This is a genomic window from Rickettsia asembonensis, assembly GCF_000828125.2.
Lineage (GTDB): Bacteria > Pseudomonadota > Alphaproteobacteria > Rickettsiales > Rickettsiaceae > Rickettsia > Rickettsia asembonensis.
In genome coordinates this window covers 1-17,951 of the sequence record NZ_JWSW01000087.1, presented here as the reverse complement: position 1 = coordinate 17,951, position 17,951 = coordinate 1, and the positions used below count along the sequence as shown (strand labels likewise).

Here is a 17,951-nt window from a genome sequence, read left to right as displayed (position 1 = left end):
GGCTTGACTGCGGGATCCAAAAAACAATTGATAATACTTTTAACTGGATCCCGCAGTCAAGCCGCGGGATGACAACAATAGCAAAAGCCATACTCCTCGGCAATATATTCTTCCTCCTTAGCCTTATCGTACTAATAGCCGCCACGCTTTATCCGCCGATTTACTCCTTATTTGACGATAAACTAATTATTATTAACGAAAAATTTTTTATCAATAATTTTATTATATTCGTTATCCCTATTCTTTGTACTATAGGATTATTTACTACCAGAAGCTCTATTAAAAAACATATTATAATTCTAATATTATCTCTAATAATTACTTATTTAATATCATTAAAAGTAACATTTAGTGTTATATCGATTTTAACTATAATTGCATCTATATTTTTGATGCTTCATAATGTTCATTATCTTTTGATTAAAACTAATTATTTTAGAAATAGACTTAAAGCAAGTGCTGCTAGTATGATCCTTGGGCATTTTGGTTTTGCACTAATTGCTTTCAGTATTACTATGAATGCACTATTACAAAGTGAAATGGATTTTACCGGTAAAATAGGAGCAAGTAAAACATTTAACGAATTTAAAGTAACATTGCAAAATATTAAGTTTGCTCAAGGTAAAAATTATTATAGACAAATCGCTGAATTTTGGATTGAGGATAATAGCCGTAATATAACTATATTAAAGCCAGAAAATAGGCTTTATATAGTTGAGAAGAGCTTATCGCAAGAAAGTGATATATATTCTTACTTATCATATGATCTTTACGCAGTTTTAAGTAATATAGACGGCGATATAATTCATGCTAAAATATATTATAAGCCAATGATGAACTTTATTTGGCTTGGAATTATTCTTACTGCTTTCGGCTTTTTTATTGCACTAATCAGAAAAAATTCTAGCTAATTTGAACCATCACATTTAAGGTTTAAAATTTTAATACTATTCGGGTGATCAGCTCCGAATTTTTCTATCTGATTATTACAGAATTTTTCATACCAAAATTTCTTAGGTAAAGTGCAACTAGCTTTAGCAGCTGCAAGATACATATTACTTATTTCATACACATTTTTCATATTTTTTTTATAGTTATTCCAATATATATTTTCAGCAGTAGCATAAGCATCTACCACCTCCTCATTTTGATTAAGTAACACTAGTGCATCCCCTTCAGCAACGAACGTTTTTGCCAAATCTATATCCGGTGATATAATAACCTCTTTATTAGGGCTAGTTGGATCATTAAAGAAAATTGCTTTAGCTTTTTTGGCATATTCTAGAGCTTCGGTAACATCACCGAGTCCTAGCTTTGCTCTTGATTTTTGGGTAAAAATTCGTCCAAATACTTGATTTTCCTCTTTTTTACTCGATTTATTCATATCATATACTTGTTCTAATAAAGAAAAAGCTTCCTGATGTTTCTTAAGATTATTTAATACATCTACTTTAATGAGATATGAACCGGTAAGAAATAAATCTTGAGGTTTCATGCCGTTTTCAATACAAGCATTTATAGTATCGTCAATTCTTCTTAATGCTTCATAATTTTTACCTTGGATATTAAATAATTTAGCTTTTGCATAATATATAGTTGCTATATCAGTTTGATCTACCAGATTTTGATCGAACATAGCTTCCATAATTTGGATATTTTTTTCTGCCTCCTCTAGATTTCCTAGCTGAATATTGGATATAGTCGAACCGAAAACTACATTACATTTTATGGAATCATATCCTTTTACTTCATCAAATACCTGCTTAGCTTTCGTATCATATTCAATTGCTTTTTTAGGATTCGACCAAGTTCTATAATACCACCCTATGCGTCCTAAATACGCAGCATAAGCAAATTTTTCTTCATTCTTCATTGTCCATAATTTAAAATTACCTTTTTGATCGTTTTTATTAAACCAATTTACTAATTTTTTTGAGTTATATAAATCTGAAGAATTAGCATATTGTATTAATAAATTTAATTTTAACTCTAAAATTTTATATATTGATATATCGTATTTTTCTGCATTTTTTGTAATTATCTCAATATTATCCAACATAGTTTTAGCATTTCTAAAAATACGCCCCTTTACTAAACTTTTAGGTATAGAATTTAAAAGATTAGTAACACTAAGTTCAAGATATTCTTTATTTCCTTTATCTCCATTTATTTGTAATATTTTTTCAGCTATAACATTATGCATTTCAAATATCGGATTAACTTCATTAGGTTCAATATTAGAGATCAAAGCAAATTTAGAAAGCTGATAAATATCATCATCTTGACTATTCTTATCTTCAGTAATAGAATTTAATAATTCTTTTGAAAAACTTTGATTATTAAGCAATGCTATCCCATATAGTAATCTTTTAGCACTAGGTTTTAATTCATTGCTAACAAGTTTTATATTTAGCCCAATTTTATCCTTAGAGGCTTTTACTTATATTCCTCTAAGTTCAAACCTTGTACTTGATTTAATATTTGTGCTCCTTGAACTACGAGAATCGGATATCCTCCAAATTCTTAGGTCAAAAAATTTATTAATTCCGGATTTTTATTTTCCAATATATTTTTTGCAAGTAACACAGTTTCCGACTTAGTGAAAGCATTTGCTTTGATTATATTAGATAATAATTCATCATCTTGAGAACAAACTATAATATTACCGTTATATTCCCAATTAATAAAATCCTCTATTTTCTTATTCTCGCCTATTTTTAAATTATCAAACACCAATAACCATTTATCTTTACTTGCTAGATAAGCTATTAAATCTTTCCTCATCACTGCCATATCTTCTGAAATCACCGGTAATTTTACCTCGGTATTAATAGCTTTAGATAATTTAAGTAATTGTTGCTCTATATTTAGATTACAATCAATAAACCAAAGTATGTTATAGTTATCTTTATTTTCATAAGCGTACATCCTAGCAAGCTGGGTTTTACCCATACCGCTTCCCCCTACTACACTAGATTGCTTGTATTTATTAAGATTTTCTTTTAGCTTTTCCAATTGCGATACATGATTTATAAAATAGCTAACCGGTACAACTAAATTAGATATTTGACTTTGAGCAAATATAGTTCCGCTTATTAGAAGCATAATAATCCCTAATATATATTTTTTCATAATATTTACTAATTTTAAATTTCTAGCTGTAAAGCTTTATATCTTTTCGACTAGAAGTCAATAAAAATTTGAGATTAATGAAGATATTGCACTGGGTGGAAAAGTAGGTAATGTCATTCTTGCATAGCATTGTCCACATGAATACTGAGTCGTCATTGCGAACGACCTAAGTGTTGTTGCATGGCTCAATTTTACCACTGTCATCCCGTGGCTTGACCACGGGATCCAGCTCAAAATACTAAATTATTAATATTTTTTATTGTTTTTATGGACCCCGTGGTCAAGCCACGGGATGACAGTGGTAAAATTGAGCCATGCAACAACACTTAGGTCGTTCGCAATGACGACTCAGTATTCATGCAACAAGATCTGTAGGCACGAAGAAAGAATAAAAAAAAGTCCCCTTTTTTCAAAGAGAGCTTTTTTCTTTAGAAAGTTATAAACTTGCTAATCGGGAAAGCGATTAGAAGTTTACACGTACTTTTAAAGTACCTTGATGTGCAGTATACTTACTTGCAGCATTGAAATCATAACCGATTCCGTATTCCATCTTAGCATCAGGTCTTATGCTTGCACTTAAACCTACATTGTAAGATGTTTTAGCAGTTCTGTCAGGCTGGCTGATGAACGGAGTAACTTGTCCATCTAACTGAGACTGAGTTTTAGATAATCTACCATTTACTTTGTGAACTACAAAAGCGTGAGCTTCCGGATATACCGCAAGATCAGTTATATTCATAGTACCACCAGCTACTTTAGCACCTACTATTAAATCAGTTCTATCGCTAAACTTGCTGTTAACTTGCTTGTTTGCAACTGTTGTACCGGTTTCTTTGTAGTTTTCGTCAGAAGACTTTAAGTAGCTAAGTCCTGCCATTGGAGTTACTAACACACCTTGCATTGCATTGTAATCATAACCGACCATTAAGTTACCACCGAATGTCATGTTATCGTAATTACCGGCAGCAATTTGCTTATTCATCTTACCGTTAGCATCGAAGAAGTAACGCTGACTTTTGTTCTTCACTTGGTTTAAGCTAAATATTACACTACCTTGAGCAAAGAAGTCCTCAACAAGCTGCTGGGCACCATATAGAGAGAATGAAAAACCGTTAACGTCGGTTTTATCACCTTTCTTATAATCCTGGTGTTTTATATCGGTTTTAGTGATACCGATAGCAGCACCGATCATTAAGTTATCGTTAGCTAGCATATCTAAACCGATTACGACACCGGTGGTTTTAGCTTTATAACCAGCTAAACCGCCTTTCTTACTTTGATGTGCATCAGTATAGAAAGGTTTTGCCCATATACCGTAAGCTACATTGTCAACAGCTTCGTCACCTGCAGCAACCGCAGCCGGTATTGCTCCAGCTTCAGGTCCAGCCATTTCAGCAGTTTCAGGAGTACCTAAATATCTAAGAGCACCTAATCTGTTACCAAGTTGAGCTTGGATGTCTTTTGCTATATCTAATTGTGCATTAGTTACGGCTGCACTTGTATCGGTAGTAATAGCTCCAACAAAGTTAGCAGAATCTGTACCGTTTTTAGCTAAAAGAAGATTATTATACGCCGCAGTATTAGTTGAATTTACAAATGTTGTAACGTTCTGACCTACACCTGGTGCACTTGCAAATGGGCTATTTGCGATATCATTAGTAACTACTTTTGCTGCATCGTTAGTACGTGTTATTATATAATCTTGGTTAGCAGCACGTATTAAACCGTAATCTACGAAACGATTACTTCCGGTTACAGCAAAGTTAGGACCTCCTAAAGTACCGTTAAATCTAGTACCACCTTGGATTAAAGTATAAGTTTGTGTACCACTGAAATTTGCATTGGCATTATCTTGTACGTTAATAGTTGTTGTTCCTGTAGTTGTTGCATTAACTTGAGCATTTTCTGCAATAACGATGTGACCTATATTACCGTTTGCTACTGTTAAAGTAGTTTCAATAGAAGTATTGCTTCCCCATGTTGAAGTACCGCTTGCAAATGTTAAGGTATTTGTAAGAAGATCGATTTCACCGTTAATAGCAGTAGTACCACCGCCTAAAATTACGTTAGAATTTAAAACAGCTAAGTCATAAGTACCAAAGTCTGTGACTTGTGAATAAATATTTCCTTGTAATCCTGCACCATCATCACTACCTGTAAATTTAACAGAAACTACAGGAGTATCTGAACTACCTATATTACCGACTAATGCACTACCTAAGTAAGTTACGGTACCGTTATTAGCTTTAGTAGTAACAATCATACTTGTAGAATCAGAAAATGTACCGTCAGCAAATCTTACATTAGCGTTACCGTTAACACTTCCAAGGGTAATTTTACCGTCGAAATCTGTTCCGGCTACACCACCTGTAGTAACAGTTACACCGTCATTAATTGTTGCGTTAGTTGTGATAATATTACCTAAGTTGTTATAGTCTGTAGTAAACGTTACTTGCTTTAACTTTGGAGCTCCAATACCTTCGCCTAAGCCATAAATTGTACCAGGGGTATTAGGAATACCGCCGCTAAGTGTGACAGTACCTTGATTATCTTTTGTAGTACCAATACCTGCATATAATGTAGTAGCATTAACAGTAATACCATTATCACTTCCAAGACTAAGACCTACGATATTATCCTGATCACCGATTGCTTGACCGTCAGCGATTACACTATCAACCCCTGAAACAATCAGTCTAGGAACATCAAAATCACCTGTAGCTGTTTCATTACCTACTGTACTTTTAATTGTTAAACCGTCTAATGGGATACCGTTAGGTAAGAATAAAGCTGCACCTAAACTTGCATTTTCAAAAGAAATTGTATCAGTCGCCGCATGGTTATTACCTGCATTACCTATTTCATTAATCACTACGTTACCGCGACCGGAAACTGTTATTTGTTTTAAATTATCAACAGGTCCAGCTTGTTTGTTTAATGTTACGGTAATAGGAGTGGTGTTAACAAATTCTACTATACCGGTACCATCAGCAGATGCGACAAAGTCCGCAGTATAGTTACCGCCGATTTGTAAGATAGAGTTATCTTCAATTGTAGTTTCACCGTTAAATATTGCGTTACCTAAGAACTTAGCAGTAGTACCGTTATCTAATTCTACAGTATTAAACTTATTACCTTGCTGTCCACCAACTGTACCGCTTACTATATTTGTTCCACCCGCAGTAAAGCTGAACGTACCAACGTTAGGAGTAGCAGTAGTAATATTAGTAGCATATAAATTAACACCTTTACCGACATTTAATGTTGTGTCTACAGCTGCCCCAGCTGGAGCTCCAAAATTAATCTCTGCAAGTGGGTTTGCAGCACTACCTAAATTTGTACCGGCTGCAAGAGTCATATTATCATTTAAAATAGGATTAAATATTATTTTACCTTGATTTACAGCATTCGTAGTTTTTGTTATTAAGTAAGTATTGTGAGCGAGTTGTACTGAACCGTTATTTCCAATAACTAACTCATTAATAGCAATATCACCACTATTTAAAGCTGTTTTACTTGAGCCGATATTAAATTGTCCAAGAGTTTTATTATTAGCTGCAATAGTACCAATATTACCACTAATAGTTAAAGTTTGAGCATTTGTTAGGCTACTTGCATCAACAACACCTGTTTGATCAGTAGTGATAGCTAAATCAAAATCAACTACAATATTATTTTGAGTACTTGTTAATTTAATAGTACCACCGTTAGCTAGGAAATCAATTGTTCCACCGGCATTATTTGCTCCACCAAGTGTTAATGTTTTTGAAGCATCGTTAGCTAAAGTAATCCCTTGTATCGGAACAGCATTACCAACACCGTTACCTATATCACCGGTAATTGTAGCACTTCCATCTAACTGAATAGCACCATTTGCAAGAGCAGCATTACCGACAAGAACAGTTTGGTTAACGTTACCATTGATAATTGTACCATCAGCAAGCTTAAACTGAGAACCAGCATTTCCTAAACGTAATTCAGCAGTATGTGTTCCTGATAATTGGACAACTCCGACACCTGCTGCTTCGATTGCTGTAATTTTATTTGTTACCACAACATTTGCATCAGCATTACCGCTTGCTAAAGTACCGTTAGCAGCAAAAGTTATCACACCCGCAGTATTACCGTTATTGCTAGCATCACCTGTGAAGTTACCTGTAAGAACCTTAGTATCAGGAACTGTAATTTGTGAGGCAGTATTACCGAAATCAACGGCACCAAAGTTTGAGTTCTGGGTTATTGCAACTGTAGTAGCTGCTGTTTTAAATGCAGTAGTACCATCTGTACCAACATCAACTATGTGTCCAAAATTTACTTGTCCGCCTGCATTAGCACTTTGTATAACCATGTCTTTAGCATAAACTTGTCCAGCGATTGTTGCTGCATTACCATTATCTACGCTAACAACAAATCCTGCAGCTCTACCAGCTCCATTATCGGTACCTATTACCGCATTAGCAGGGCCTGCATTAGCTGCAAGTTGACCGGCTACTGCAACAGTGTTAAATTCGATAATACCTTTTAGATTACCACCTAAACTTCCTGTAACATTAAAGTCGGTAGCAGCACCATTCTTACTTAATAATACTAATCTACCTGTGCCGTCTGTTCCATTAAAATTAATAGTAGCATTAGCTGCTTGTAAATTTAAAGCATTACCATTAGTAGCATCAGTATTGAAAATGAAACCTTGACCGTCACCGATATTAATTGTCTTAATAGTAGAAAAAGTTTTATCTGAAACTTGAATAAATCCATTAGTAACATTTAATGTACCGTTAGCACCATTAGCTATTACAGCATTATCTCCAAGTATAAGAGGAGCTTTTTGAGTTGTAGGATTTGTTAAATTAAATACTAATGTAGAAGGTGCAGCACCAAAATCTATTGTTCCTACGCCGCTAAGATCATTATTAGCAATAGTATTACCACCATTAACTTGTGTAACAACATTTTGAGCATTTTTTGTAGCACCAGCTTGTGCAGCAGTAATACCTTGTCCTGTTATGGTAAGAGTTTTACCGGCAGCAAGAGTAAGGTTAAAGATGTTACCGTTATTAGCAATATTCGTGAGGAACCCTAAGGTAGTATCTTCACTAATTGTCACTGCTAAATCGTTTGCAGTATCTAAAAACAAACCGTTAAAACTACCTGCTGGAGTATTAAAATTAATACCCTTATTAGCATTAGCCGTAATAACTGCATTTGGAGCAACTGCAAGATTTGCAGGAGCGGCAGTTTGGTCAAATTCCACACCATTAACAGTTGTAGTAACTCCAGCTGTCGTTCTATTCTGCTGCGCGGCAGCACCCATAGCTGAGCCTACGAAGCCGGCTACTAAGGTAGCTGTAGAAGCAGTTACCAATCCTGCGGAAATTAATTTTTTTAGAAAATTTGGTTTTTGAGCCATAATTTTTTTCCTATATTTTAAGTTAAATTTAGTACCTAGTATTAAAACAAACTTATCAAATGTGAGTCAATACATCCCGCATTTGATAAGGAAATAACCTAATATTTTGTTTCAATAGTTTCTAAACTACGGGCTGAGCATACTATATATTGTATATAATTACAAGCATCGCTATAGTTTTTTTATAAAGTTTTAATAAATGTTATATTTTTATCACATTGGTGTTATGCCTTATCAGTATTATACCGTGACCACTCCACGGTATCCAGCCCTTTATGTCATTCCAGCAATGCCTCCTCGCAATGACGAAAAAACTACTCTTCATTAAATATTAGCACTTCAGCAGTATTTTCCCATTTTAGCATTTCGTCGTATTTAGTATCCCAAATATGCATAATTTCTTTTTCATATTCTACAATTTGCTCTTCTAATCCTTCAAATTGTTTCACCATTTGACGTGCTTTAGAAAGTATCGTGTCATTACTAACGTCAAAAACTTTTTTCAAATGACGGTCTTGTTCTTCTTTGTAATTTAAATGAGCCGCTCTACCAAGCTCAGCATCTTTATGCATATCTTCACTTCTTATCTGTATTTCAAAATTACGTTTAGAATGTAAAAGCTGCATTATATTATGAAGAGACTGATAGCCGTTGCTTTTTGGTCTATTGATATAATCTTTAGTGTATAACCAATCTAAATGCGGAGAACTCTTAACTACGTCCAAAGCATTATAGCATAAAGCTTTAGATTTAACTATAATCCTACATGCAATTAAGTCTTTCAACGCATCAATCGGCACTTCTTTCCTTTTCATCTTTTTTAAAACAGAATAAGGTTCTTTAAGACGCATATATATCTCATTTTCTATATCTGCTTTATTTAAATCTTCTTTAAGCAGATTAACAATATCACAAATCAAATCCTCTCCTGCTACCTAAAATTCTGTATATCTCTATTCTTAGTAAAGATTACATATAGCTTTTAGAACTTAAATCCACAAGATTGTTCATAATACTATTCAAGTAATTTATAAAATTAATTCTTTAACTAAAAATTAAAAAACAGATTAATAGTAAAAATAAATTTTTTCAATAAAATTGTTTAATTAATTTTAACTTAGATTAATGTAGTTCCATTGTCATCCCATGACTTGATCTATAGTACCGGACAATTTTTGTTCTATGTCATTCCCGCGTAGGCGGGAATCCAGTAAAATAAAGCTTTTAAAAAAAAGCTTTATTTTACAAAAACTATGTAATAAAAAATCTTTAATTTTAAAGATTTTTTAGTCTGGATCCCCGCTTTCGCGGGGATGACATCGGGATCTTTAAAAAAATGTCCGGTACTATTGACTTGATCACGAGATCTTGCATCACAGACTGCATCCTAAGATACCGCGGCGGGACCGCGGTATGACATTAAATGAACACAGCATCAAGCAATTAACAGATCAAAAAATTTATCTATAGAACTTTCCGAAACACTACCTAGAACTTCAGACATTTTGTTAAATTCTCCGGTACATTCAAGTACTATATCTACGCCTGCATCTAAAACTCCTTTGGTAATATCTGCCATACTACCGCTTAAAGCTTTCATATCTATTGCATCGGAAATAATAAGCCCTTTAAAGCCGATATTATTTTTAATATAGTCTATAACTTTTTTTGATAGGCTGGCAGGATTCTCAGAATCAAGAGCTTTGTAAATTATATGTGCCGTCATAGCAAGTTTAATATTATCGTGCTTCGCTAGCTCCTTAAATACTTTAAAATCTGTATCCTCTAATTCTTTTAAGCTAGTATCAACAATAGGTAACCCTATATGGCTATCTATTTTAGCTCTACCATGCCCTGGAATGTGCTTGATGCAAGCCCCGACTTTCTCTTCTTGTAATCCGTCTATAGCAGCTAAACATAAAGGTACGACTACTTCCGGCTCTAAACCAAAACTTCTATCTCCGACTATCTTATCTGCTCCTTCGTGAATCAAATCCGCAACCGGAGCAAAATCTAGATTAATACCTACTTCTCTTAGCTCTTTGCCTATATTGCTATAATTGTGTTTACATGTTTGGGGATTAGTAAAGTCCTTCGCAGCCGGAGCATCATAAAAAGTCGGTGCTATGAGCCTTTTTACCCTACCGCCCTCTTGATCTATAGAGATGATAGTATTTTCTCCTAATACTTCTTTTATATCTGCAATAAGCTTAATAAGAGTTTCTTTATCCTGCTCACCGTTATCATTCTTTCTAATATTACGACGGAATAAAATTACACCTAAAGGATTATGCTCTTCAAATAATTCTCTTTCGGCATCGGTTAATTCAGGACCGGATATACCTATAATTACCGGCTTTACCATTTGTCTTATTGTCATAATATGCTCCTTTCTTTTCTTTAAAACGTAATATGACAAGTACTATACGCAAATCATAGAGGAATCGGCAAGAATTTTTTTTATTTGAAAGGATAAATTATGGAAGTTGGTAAGTAATATATCAATTCTACTCGATGAGCCCCCAAAATTGGCTACGTCGTCTTTGTAAACCTTCAGATGCTCACGTACTTCTGTACGCTCCGCTCCTCGGCTTACAGGCCGATTACTCTTTTCCAAGTTGATCTTCGTATAACTCGTTTTGTAACAAGATTTTTGAAGTAGATCGATATCATTAACAGTATAATATTTTCTATTATTTATTTTATAATTAGATAAATCAGGGATTTTTGTCTCTAGATATCTTAATTGATGTAAAGCAATATTTAAATGCTTAATTACCTCACTAGCAGAATAATATTTTTTTGTTAGACTCCTTACGTAACTCGCTTCTAAAGGTAATTTGTACGTCAATCCGGTACTCGCATCCTCACGTACTAAAGTGTACGCTGCGGTGCTGCGTTCCGTGTTTCCTTCAAATTCCTCTTTATTAGTTTCATTCTGCAAAGAGTCTATTAATCTATTGTTTATCATGTTCGTTAATTAGAGCTTTTAATTTGGAAGACGGGACAAAACGTAAATTCTTTTTTGATTCTATAATTATTGGTGATTTAGTATGAAAATTTATTCCGGGACGTGGATTTTTTTGTTTAACCTCAAAACTGCCAAAATTCTTTAAAGTTAATTTTTGCTCTTTTGCTATTTCTAAAATATTAGAAAAAACCGTATTAACTATTTCCTCGCATAAATTATTTGAAAAACCCAATTTGGAGCTTAACATAGCTGAAATTTTTTCTTTGGTAATAGTCATAGATAATACCGATTTTTTAATGATGTCATACCGTGGCTTGACCATGGTATCCAGAAAAAATTAAAAAAGGCTGGACCCCGTGGTCAAGCCACGGGGTGACAATGGTAGAACCAAAACCCACTAAATAAAATTACGAATTTGCTTTTTCTTTATTATATTCGTTAATATTTTTATTTAGCTCTTCTAATTTATCCACTAGGTGCTGACGCACTTCTTCTTGCTTCCTGCTTTTTTATAATCTTCCATTTTTGCTTTTACATCATCTATAGATTTTTGCAGTTCTTCACCTTTTTTATCTTTCTGATCTTTCACATTCTTTTTTATCTCTGCAACGCTTTGTGCTATCTGATCATAAGTATGCTTAAGGTCTGATTAAATTTATCGGCTCCCGTTTGGGCTAAGTTTGTTAAATTGTCTTTTAATTCCTGTAAATTTTCGGTAATTGTTTTTGTACTGCTTGTAGCTATTTCTTCAGTTTGCACTTCATTTGCTTTTGTTTCATCCTTGGTAGGCGAATCTGCAAAAATGCTAGGTGTTAATAATAATGTAGCGGTAGCCCCTAGTGTTATTAATATTCTTTTCATTATATTCTCCGATTATTTATATTTATTGTTATATTGTTCAATTTTCTTACTTAAATCATTAAGTTTTTTTACAAGAGTTTGTCTATATTCTTCTACTTTATCATCTTTAATTTTTCTGATAATCCTGCAACTCTTTCGTTAAACTTTTATATTGCTCTTTTATAGTTTCTAAAGAGTGGTCTTTACTATCCTTAGCATATTCCTCTAAATCATTAATTTTGACGGATAATTTATTCGCTACTTCATGACATTTTTTATTAAAGTCGACAGTAATAATTTCAGCAGAATTCTTAAGGTTTTTATGTAATTCTTCAAGTGCTTCACCTATAGTTCTCATAACACCTCTTTTTGAAAATAGTTAATAAAAATTAAACTTAAATATTATATATTCAGAATCATAAATAATATAATCTTAAAAAGCAATTTTAAAAAATACCTATTTAATATATAGTTTATTAGACCTCTTCAGAAACTCGCTTATGGTAGGGAATTTGAAGGAGACACGGAACACAGCACCGCAACGTACATACTAGTGTGAGGATGCGAGTACCGGATCGACGCACAAATTACCAGCAGAAGTAGAGTTTCCAAAAAGGTCTATTGTGTCAAATAGATTTGAGGATGTTATGACATTAGAACTAGGAAAAAAAGCTCCTGATTTTTCGCTGCACATAGGTAACGATAAAATAATTAAACTATCGGATTTAAAAGAAAAATTCGTAGTATTATATTTTTATCCGAAAGACGATACACCAGGATGTACTATTGAAGCACAAGATTTTAATAGGCTAAAACCGGAATTCGATAAACTTAATACGGTAATTATTGGAGTATCTAAAGATAAGCTTGACTCTCACGATAAATTTAAAGAAAAATATAGTTTGGGATTTGATTTGGCCTCTGATGCAAATTCAAATTTGTGTGAACAATTAGGGGTATGGATAGAAAAATCAATGTTCGGTAAAAAATATATGGGCATTGATAGAGCTACGTTTTTACTTGATAAGGAAAGAATAGTTAAGCATATTTGGCGTTCGGTAAATGCTAAAAACCATGCCCAAGAAGTACTTGAAAAATTACGGACTATGCTTTCTTAAGTGTTGTTACGTGACTCAGGTTTTTCCGTCATTGCAAGAAAATTACGCAAGTAATTGTACGTCCGCAATCTCAGGATTTTTATTATTTTTCTAGATTGCTACGCAAGTACTACGACTGCTAGCAAGGCATTGTTGTGTGGATACCGATGTCATTCCCGCGGAAGCGGGAATCCAGCATAAAGCGAGATAAATCGAGCTTTTAATTTCAAAAATTTACTGTATTTATACAATGACGGAAAGCCGATTCATGCCACAATCCCAATTTTTCAAATTAAACGAGTATAAATTATTTCTTCCATCTATTGTGAAACCAGAACCATTGAGAAGGATTTTGTTTAACCCATCCTCCTAGCATTTGATTAATATTAAGCATAATATTATAGCAATCAACTTTATTATCACCGGTTTGCTCAAATTTTAACTGTGGGTGAACTATTACTTTAAAATAGCTGCCTTTAGTTCGGATAATTTGACAGGGTATAATCGGATATTTATACTGCAAGGCAATTTTAGCGATGGCGTTCGCAGTCATAGCAGGGTATCCTAAAAACGGCACTTCAATCCCGTCATTCATTTTTTGATCAACAAGCATCGCAATAGCCTCACGTTCCTTAATAGCCCTAACTAAAGCTCTGCTACCGTCAGGACCTTTCGGTATAAGCCTCAATTTATCGCTAGCCCGGCTTTCATTAATTAGCTTATTAACATAAGGGTTATTTGCCTTACGATAAATCACGGCAAATTTTGGATAAGATTTATGCAAGAGATTAAGGCCAATATCCCAATTAGCAAAGTGACCGCTAAATAACAAAAACGGTTGTCCTTCAAGCTTTTTTATATTCTCAAAACCTATTATTTCGGCTCTATGTTCTAGCTCAGTGTCGCTCATTTTATTAACATAAGCACTTTCACCGATGAATCTACCAAAATTATCCCAAGTTTGATCTATGGTTTTTTGGATATCAAAACTATCGCCGAATACTGCTCTAATATTTCGTCTAGCAATTTTATTAACGGCAAATAATATACCTACTTTTCGAGCTATGAAACTACAAATATCTGCTGCTCTATCTATACCGAGCATTCCTATTACTTTAAGGAATATAATAACAACAAAATACTCAATTAAATGTTTGAGCTTTTTTAAAAATTTTTTCATTTAATAAATCAGGATTGTTGATAGATAATTCTACATCCAAACAAATAATATCATTATAGTTAAATTCACTAAACTTAACATAATCTTTTCGTGTAGTAATTAAGGTAGCATTATGCTCTTTAGCTAATGAATATAAATTTTCCAAATCTGCTTGTAAATAATTATAATGATCAGGAAAAATTTTGTAACCGGTTATATTCAGTCCATAATTTTTTAAAGTCGAAAAGAAACGCTCAGGATTACCGATACCGCTAAAAGCAAAATAATTTTTAATTTTATCTATATTATTTGAAGGAACTATTTGAGCATTTATTAGTTTACCTGTATAAGACACTAGTTCATTTTGTATTTTATCGTGATTGCTACTGACTAAAAAGATTAAATCAGCTGCATCAAGGACTTTATTTGGATATTGTCTTAAAGGACCTGCTGGAATCAAAAATCCGTTACCGAAAAGCCTTTGGCTATCTACCGAAACTATAGTAAAATCTTTATGAAAATAAGGATTTTGTAGAAAATCATCAACTATTATTACATCAGGTTTAAGCTCGTTAATTAATGGTAAAATCTCTTTAATATTTTTAGTAGCAATAACTGTTCCATACTTTGCAAGTATTACTCCTTCATCTCCTACCTCTAATGCTGTATGTCCTTGATGTATGGTAGTTGTACTTTTAAGATTACTACCATAAGCCTTAGTTACTATTATAAAACTTACATTTTTAGCTCTCAGTAATTTGGCTAGATACATTACTATCTGCGTCTTACCCGTACCTCCTACGCTACAATTACCGACACAAATAACTTTAGCAGGCAACATAATAGGACGTGCTAAACTAACTCGTAAATAGCCTAAAAATTGATATATCAAGCTTATAGGCAAAAGCAAATAAGCTATAATATTTCGCTTCTGCCAAAATTCAGGATATAAAAGTTTGATCATATTAATATAAATTAGGTTAATATTTGTGTTGTTAAGTGGCTCGAAAAACGCCTCGGTGTCATACCGTGTCTTGTCCACGGTATCCAGCAAAAAACAACTAAAAATACTAATATTATTAGTATTTTTAACTAGATCCCGTGGACAAGCCACGGGGTGACGGTGGTGGAGTTGAGCCATGCAACAACACCCCTTTTAGCTAGGGAATGACATGAAACTATACAATAAAACCTATTTATCAACATTTACGGCAGTTAAAAATAAAGTCAAACGGATTGATTGCTTTGTTGTCTAGTAGAATTTCAAAATGCAAATGCTCACCCGTAGCATTACCGGTTTTTCCTTGTATACCGATAAATTGACCCCGCTTAATTTTATTTCCTTCCTTAACTGACATTTCCTTTAAATGAGCATATTTCGTAACAAATTTGTGTCCATGTTTAATCTCAACAAAATTCCCGTAATCAGATGCTCTAGCGGCTTTTATAACAATTCCGCTTGCTGCTGCATATATTGGTGCTGCTTTTTTAGCTTGTAAATCAATACCGCTATGGAAACATTTCTTTTTTCTTTTCTTTTTATGAGGACTTTTCCTAGTTCCGTAATGGCTAGTAATTTTCGGCTCATATTCCGGCATCATAAGTGGAATCATGCTAATCATTCTATCAAGTTTGATTAATTCTGAGATATTATTCCTATGAGTTTGTTTTTTTGCAAAATAGCTAGCTTCCGGTTTAGAAAGAAACTTATATTTTAAATTTAGCTTTGTTACAACTGTCTTTATATCAGCTATTTTTATTTCGGCTGCTTTATTAAATTCTGCCGGATTTTTATTATGGAATTTTTGTAGAAAAATCTTATTTTGTTTAGGGTTATTAATTATTAGACCTAAGTTTTTTGCATATATACATTTGCTATTTTTATTTGTTAAATCATACTGTACTACTAAATCCGCATGACTGATTTTATATTTTTGCTTTAATTGAGATGAAGTAGTAGAAAGTAATGTAGTATCGCTAGATTCTTTAATACTGCTGCAACCTTGAACAAGAAAAACTATAAACAGTAAAAAGATATATTTTTTAAAAGACATTAAAAGTAAATATACGTAAATTTTAAATTAAGAGATGCACTTAAATATTCCATTAATTTTTCTAATTCCTCTTTTATATTTGAAGTATTAATTAACATTAACCAATACTTTACCATATTTTTATCACTATTTAAAAGCTCATATTCAATAATTATAGTTTCTTTAAATCCGATATTCTTGTAGTTGTGGTAAAATGGCTTTGTTCGGAAGGGTATTAAAAACATCTATAAAGTATAGAGGGAATGGTATATAATATTCTGAATTAGATAAGTTATAAATTTAGAATGCCCTACAAAGAAAGAGTAAAAGCAGGTTTGCCCAGAAAAACAGATAAGCCAAAATATAAAATAACAAATTGGTCGCAATATAATAAGAGTTTAAGACTAAAGAGGGATAATCAGCCTGTATTTTCCTAAAGGGGATCCAGAGTCTTTATTCATTAATGCTCAACCTTATGTAGAGGGAGAATCTGGGAGGGCAGCGACATACCAAGTACCATATATACAACTAATTTATACATTATATCGTTTATTTGGTTTTGGGCAGCGTCAAATAACAGGTTACTTTGAGGATCTATGGCGTAGTAAGGGTCTTGAGATTCCAGTACCAAGTTTTGGTCATCTATGTGATTTATTTTCGCAGATACCATTAGAGGTTAAACAGTTTTGCAATAAACTTGCCGGTCGTATCAAGAATGGCGAAGCTATATCTCTGATACTAGATAGCACAGGTCTTAGATTTAATACAGCTAGTAACTGGTATGCAACGAAATACAATAAAGTCTGCAAGAATAAGCCATGGCAGAAAATGCATATTTCTATAGATCCTGAAATGAATATTCATAATGTTGAGATTACTGATTGCCATACTGCTGATATAGAGATGCTAGAGTACTTAATACCATGGAATATATCAGCAGATAGAGTAATTGCTGATGGTGCTTACTATAGTATTGAAGGAGTTGAGAAATTGAGTAATCGTGGTATTACGCCAGTAATTCCTCCCCCACGTAATGCTAAAATATATGCTCAAGATAACAGCATATGGCATGATAAGGTTGTACGTTATATTAGTAAAAAAGGTAACATTTATGCATTTTATAAAAAATACTGTTATGGAATTAGAGCACTAATTGAAGCTCAAATTTCAAGAATTAAGAGATGTATTGGTTCATCTCTATTAACTAAAAAAATATCATCACAAAAACGTGAAGCAATTGTTATTACCAATATTATAAATTTATGGAATTCATTTGGTAAGTGCGTTACAGTCACAATAGGATAATTAC

At 33.1% G+C, this 17,951-nt stretch carries 17 protein-coding genes and 3 pseudogenes; 4 read left to right on the top strand and 16 right to left on the bottom strand.

All coding sequences use genetic code 11. From position 1 onward, the window contains the following. Positions 1 to 86: 86 nt before the first annotated feature. Positions 87 to 911, top strand: a pseudogene (locus SB78_RS12045) (cytochrome c-type biogenesis CcmF C-terminal domain-containing protein); the annotation flags it as partial. Here the strand turns inward: SB78_RS12045 and SB78_RS11330 are convergent. The 12 genes and pseudogenes from SB78_RS11330 to SB78_RS07010 form a co-directional block, all read right to left on the bottom strand. Continuing rightward, positions 908 to 2,347, bottom strand: coding sequence for a tetratricopeptide repeat protein (locus SB78_RS11330; RefSeq protein ID WP_241773829.1), 1,440 nt, complete (start codon positions 2,345 to 2,347; stop codon positions 908 to 910). The pseudogene SB78_RS12045 and the gene SB78_RS11330 sit on opposite strands and share 4 nt — an antisense overlap. Positions 2,348 to 2,523: 176 nt before the next feature. Then, a complete protein-coding gene (locus SB78_RS07045) occupies positions 2,524 to 3,132 on the bottom strand; it encodes an ATP-binding protein (protein WP_241773828.1) in 609 nt (202 codons plus the stop codon). A gap of 57 nt (positions 3,133 to 3,189) precedes the next feature. Further along, on the bottom strand, positions 3,190 to 3,366 hold the full coding sequence (locus SB78_RS10345) for a hypothetical protein (protein WP_241773827.1): 177 nt from the start codon (positions 3,364 to 3,366) through the stop codon (positions 3,190 to 3,192). After that, positions 3,363 to 3,452 (bottom strand): palindromic element RPE4 domain-containing protein, encoded by a 90-nt coding sequence (locus SB78_RS12040; protein ID WP_410524526.1) that lies wholly within the window; start codon positions 3,450 to 3,452, stop codon positions 3,363 to 3,365. Before SB78_RS12040 ends, SB78_RS10345 begins: the two co-directional genes overlap by 4 nt. Before the next feature lie 143 nt (positions 3,453 to 3,595). Next, positions 3,596 to 8,542 carry an outer membrane protein OmpB gene (gene ompB / locus SB78_RS07040; protein WP_041079629.1) on the bottom strand — a complete coding sequence of 1,649 codons (4,947 nt, stop codon included), beginning with the start codon at positions 8,540 to 8,542 and terminating at the stop codon, positions 3,596 to 3,598. A gap of 202 nt (positions 8,543 to 8,744) precedes the next feature. Next, positions 8,745 to 8,867, bottom strand: a complete 123-nt coding sequence (locus SB78_RS11605; RefSeq protein WP_277813983.1) for a hypothetical protein — start codon at positions 8,865 to 8,867, stop codon at positions 8,745 to 8,747. Next, entirely contained in the window at positions 8,857 to 9,462 is a 606-nt protein-coding gene (locus SB78_RS07035) for a guanosine polyphosphate pyrophosphohydrolase (protein ID WP_041079627.1), read from the bottom strand. The genes SB78_RS11605 and SB78_RS07035 overlap by 11 nt, the downstream gene beginning before the upstream one ends. Before the next feature lie 515 nt (positions 9,463 to 9,977). Then, entirely contained in the window at positions 9,978 to 10,922 is a 945-nt protein-coding gene (locus tag SB78_RS07030) for a glycoside hydrolase family 3 N-terminal domain-containing protein (RefSeq protein ID WP_041079625.1), read from the bottom strand. 42 nt (positions 10,923 to 10,964) lie between these two features. Next, complete coding sequence (locus SB78_RS07025) at positions 10,965 to 11,393, bottom strand: palindromic element RPE5 domain-containing protein (RefSeq protein ID WP_052458517.1); 429 nt, start codon at positions 11,391 to 11,393, stop codon at positions 10,965 to 10,967. A gap of 106 nt (positions 11,394 to 11,499) precedes the next feature. Further along, entirely contained in the window at positions 11,500 to 11,790 is a 291-nt protein-coding gene (locus SB78_RS07020) for an HU family DNA-binding protein (protein WP_041079623.1), read from the bottom strand. Between the two features lie 130 nt (positions 11,791 to 11,920). After that, positions 11,921 to 12,374, bottom strand: a pseudogene (locus SB78_RS07015) (hypothetical protein). Between the two features lie 106 nt (positions 12,375 to 12,480). After that, positions 12,481 to 12,711 carry a hypothetical protein gene (locus tag SB78_RS07010; RefSeq protein WP_241773826.1) on the bottom strand — a complete coding sequence of 77 codons (231 nt, stop codon included), beginning with the start codon at positions 12,709 to 12,711 and terminating at the stop codon, positions 12,481 to 12,483. A gap of 289 nt (positions 12,712 to 13,000) precedes the next feature. Here SB78_RS07010 and bcp point away from each other — a divergent pair, with 289 nt between their 5' ends. Then, positions 13,001 to 13,471, top strand: coding sequence for a thioredoxin-dependent thiol peroxidase (bcp, locus tag SB78_RS07005; protein ID WP_041079621.1), 471 nt, complete (start codon positions 13,001 to 13,003; stop codon positions 13,469 to 13,471). A gap of 286 nt (positions 13,472 to 13,757) precedes the next feature. Here the strand turns inward: bcp and SB78_RS07000 are convergent, their stop codons facing one another. Continuing rightward, positions 13,758 to 14,630: an LpxL/LpxP family acyltransferase gene (locus SB78_RS07000; protein WP_041079619.1), complete on the bottom strand. Its 873-nt coding sequence runs from the start codon at positions 14,628 to 14,630 to the stop codon at positions 13,758 to 13,760. After that, on the bottom strand, positions 14,593 to 15,573 hold the full coding sequence (gene lpxK, locus SB78_RS06995; RefSeq protein ID WP_041079617.1) for a tetraacyldisaccharide 4'-kinase: 981 nt from the start codon (positions 15,571 to 15,573) through the stop codon (positions 14,593 to 14,595). Before lpxK ends, SB78_RS07000 begins: the two co-directional genes overlap by 38 nt. A 25-nt stretch (positions 15,574 to 15,598) precedes the next feature. Here lpxK and SB78_RS11600 point away from each other — a divergent pair, with 25 nt between their 5' ends. Further along, entirely contained in the window at positions 15,599 to 15,730 is a 132-nt protein-coding gene (locus SB78_RS11600) for a hypothetical protein (RefSeq protein WP_277813982.1), read from the top strand. A gap of 78 nt (positions 15,731 to 15,808) precedes the next feature. Here the strand turns inward: SB78_RS11600 and SB78_RS06990 are convergent, their stop codons facing one another. Beyond that, on the bottom strand, positions 15,809 to 16,663 hold the full coding sequence (locus tag SB78_RS06990) for a M23 family metallopeptidase (protein ID WP_041079615.1): 855 nt from the start codon (positions 16,661 to 16,663) through the stop codon (positions 15,809 to 15,811). Beyond that, a pseudogene (locus tag SB78_RS11835) lies at positions 16,663 to 16,863 on the bottom strand (23S rRNA (adenine(2030)-N(6))-methyltransferase RlmJ); the annotation flags it as partial. The pseudogene SB78_RS11835 and the gene SB78_RS06990, both read right to left, overlap by 1 nt. Before the next feature lie 193 nt (positions 16,864 to 17,056). On the opposite strand from SB78_RS11835, the gene SB78_RS08635 reads away from it, so the two are divergent. Continuing rightward, positions 17,057 to 17,947 (top strand): IS5 family transposase, encoded by an 891-nt coding sequence (locus SB78_RS08635; RefSeq protein ID WP_338390887.1) that lies wholly within the window; start codon positions 17,057 to 17,059, stop codon positions 17,945 to 17,947. The last annotated feature ends 4 nt before the right edge of the window (positions 17,948 to 17,951 follow it).

What these genes read in the sequence shown, in the direction of transcription:
- SB78_RS07000 (WP_041079619.1), bottom strand. Translation starts at nt 14,630, where the DNA reads ATGAAAAAATTTTTAAAAAAGCTCAAACATTTAATTGAGTATTTTGTT.
- SB78_RS07020 (WP_041079623.1), bottom strand. Translation starts at nt 11,790, where the DNA reads ATGACTATTACCAAAGAAAAAATTTCAGCTATGTTAAGCTCCAAATTG.
- SB78_RS07030 (WP_041079625.1), bottom strand. Translation starts at nt 10,922, where the DNA reads ATGACAATAAGACAAATGGTAAAGCCGGTAATTATAGGTATATCCGGT.
- SB78_RS06990 (WP_041079615.1), bottom strand. Translation starts at nt 16,663, where the DNA reads ATGTCTTTTAAAAAATATATCTTTTTACTGTTTATAGTTTTTCTTGTT.
- SB78_RS07010 (WP_241773826.1), bottom strand. Translation starts at nt 12,711, where the DNA reads ATGAGAACTATAGGTGAAGCACTTGAAGAATTACATAAAAACCTTAAG.
- bcp (WP_041079621.1), top strand. Translation starts at nt 13,001, where the DNA reads ATGACATTAGAACTAGGAAAAAAAGCTCCTGATTTTTCGCTGCACATA.
- lpxK (WP_041079617.1), bottom strand. Translation starts at nt 15,573, where the DNA reads ATGATCAAACTTTTATATCCTGAATTTTGGCAGAAGCGAAATATTATA.
- SB78_RS07045 (WP_241773828.1), bottom strand. Translation starts at nt 3,132, where the DNA reads ATGAAAAAATATATATTAGGGATTATTATGCTTCTAATAAGCGGAACT.
- ompB (WP_041079629.1), bottom strand. Translation starts at nt 8,542, where the DNA reads ATGGCTCAAAAACCAAATTTTCTAAAAAAATTAATTTCCGCAGGATTG.
- SB78_RS11605 (WP_277813983.1), bottom strand. Translation starts at nt 8,867, where the DNA reads ATGAAGAGTAGTTTTTTCGTCATTGCGAGGAGGCATTGCTGGAATGAC.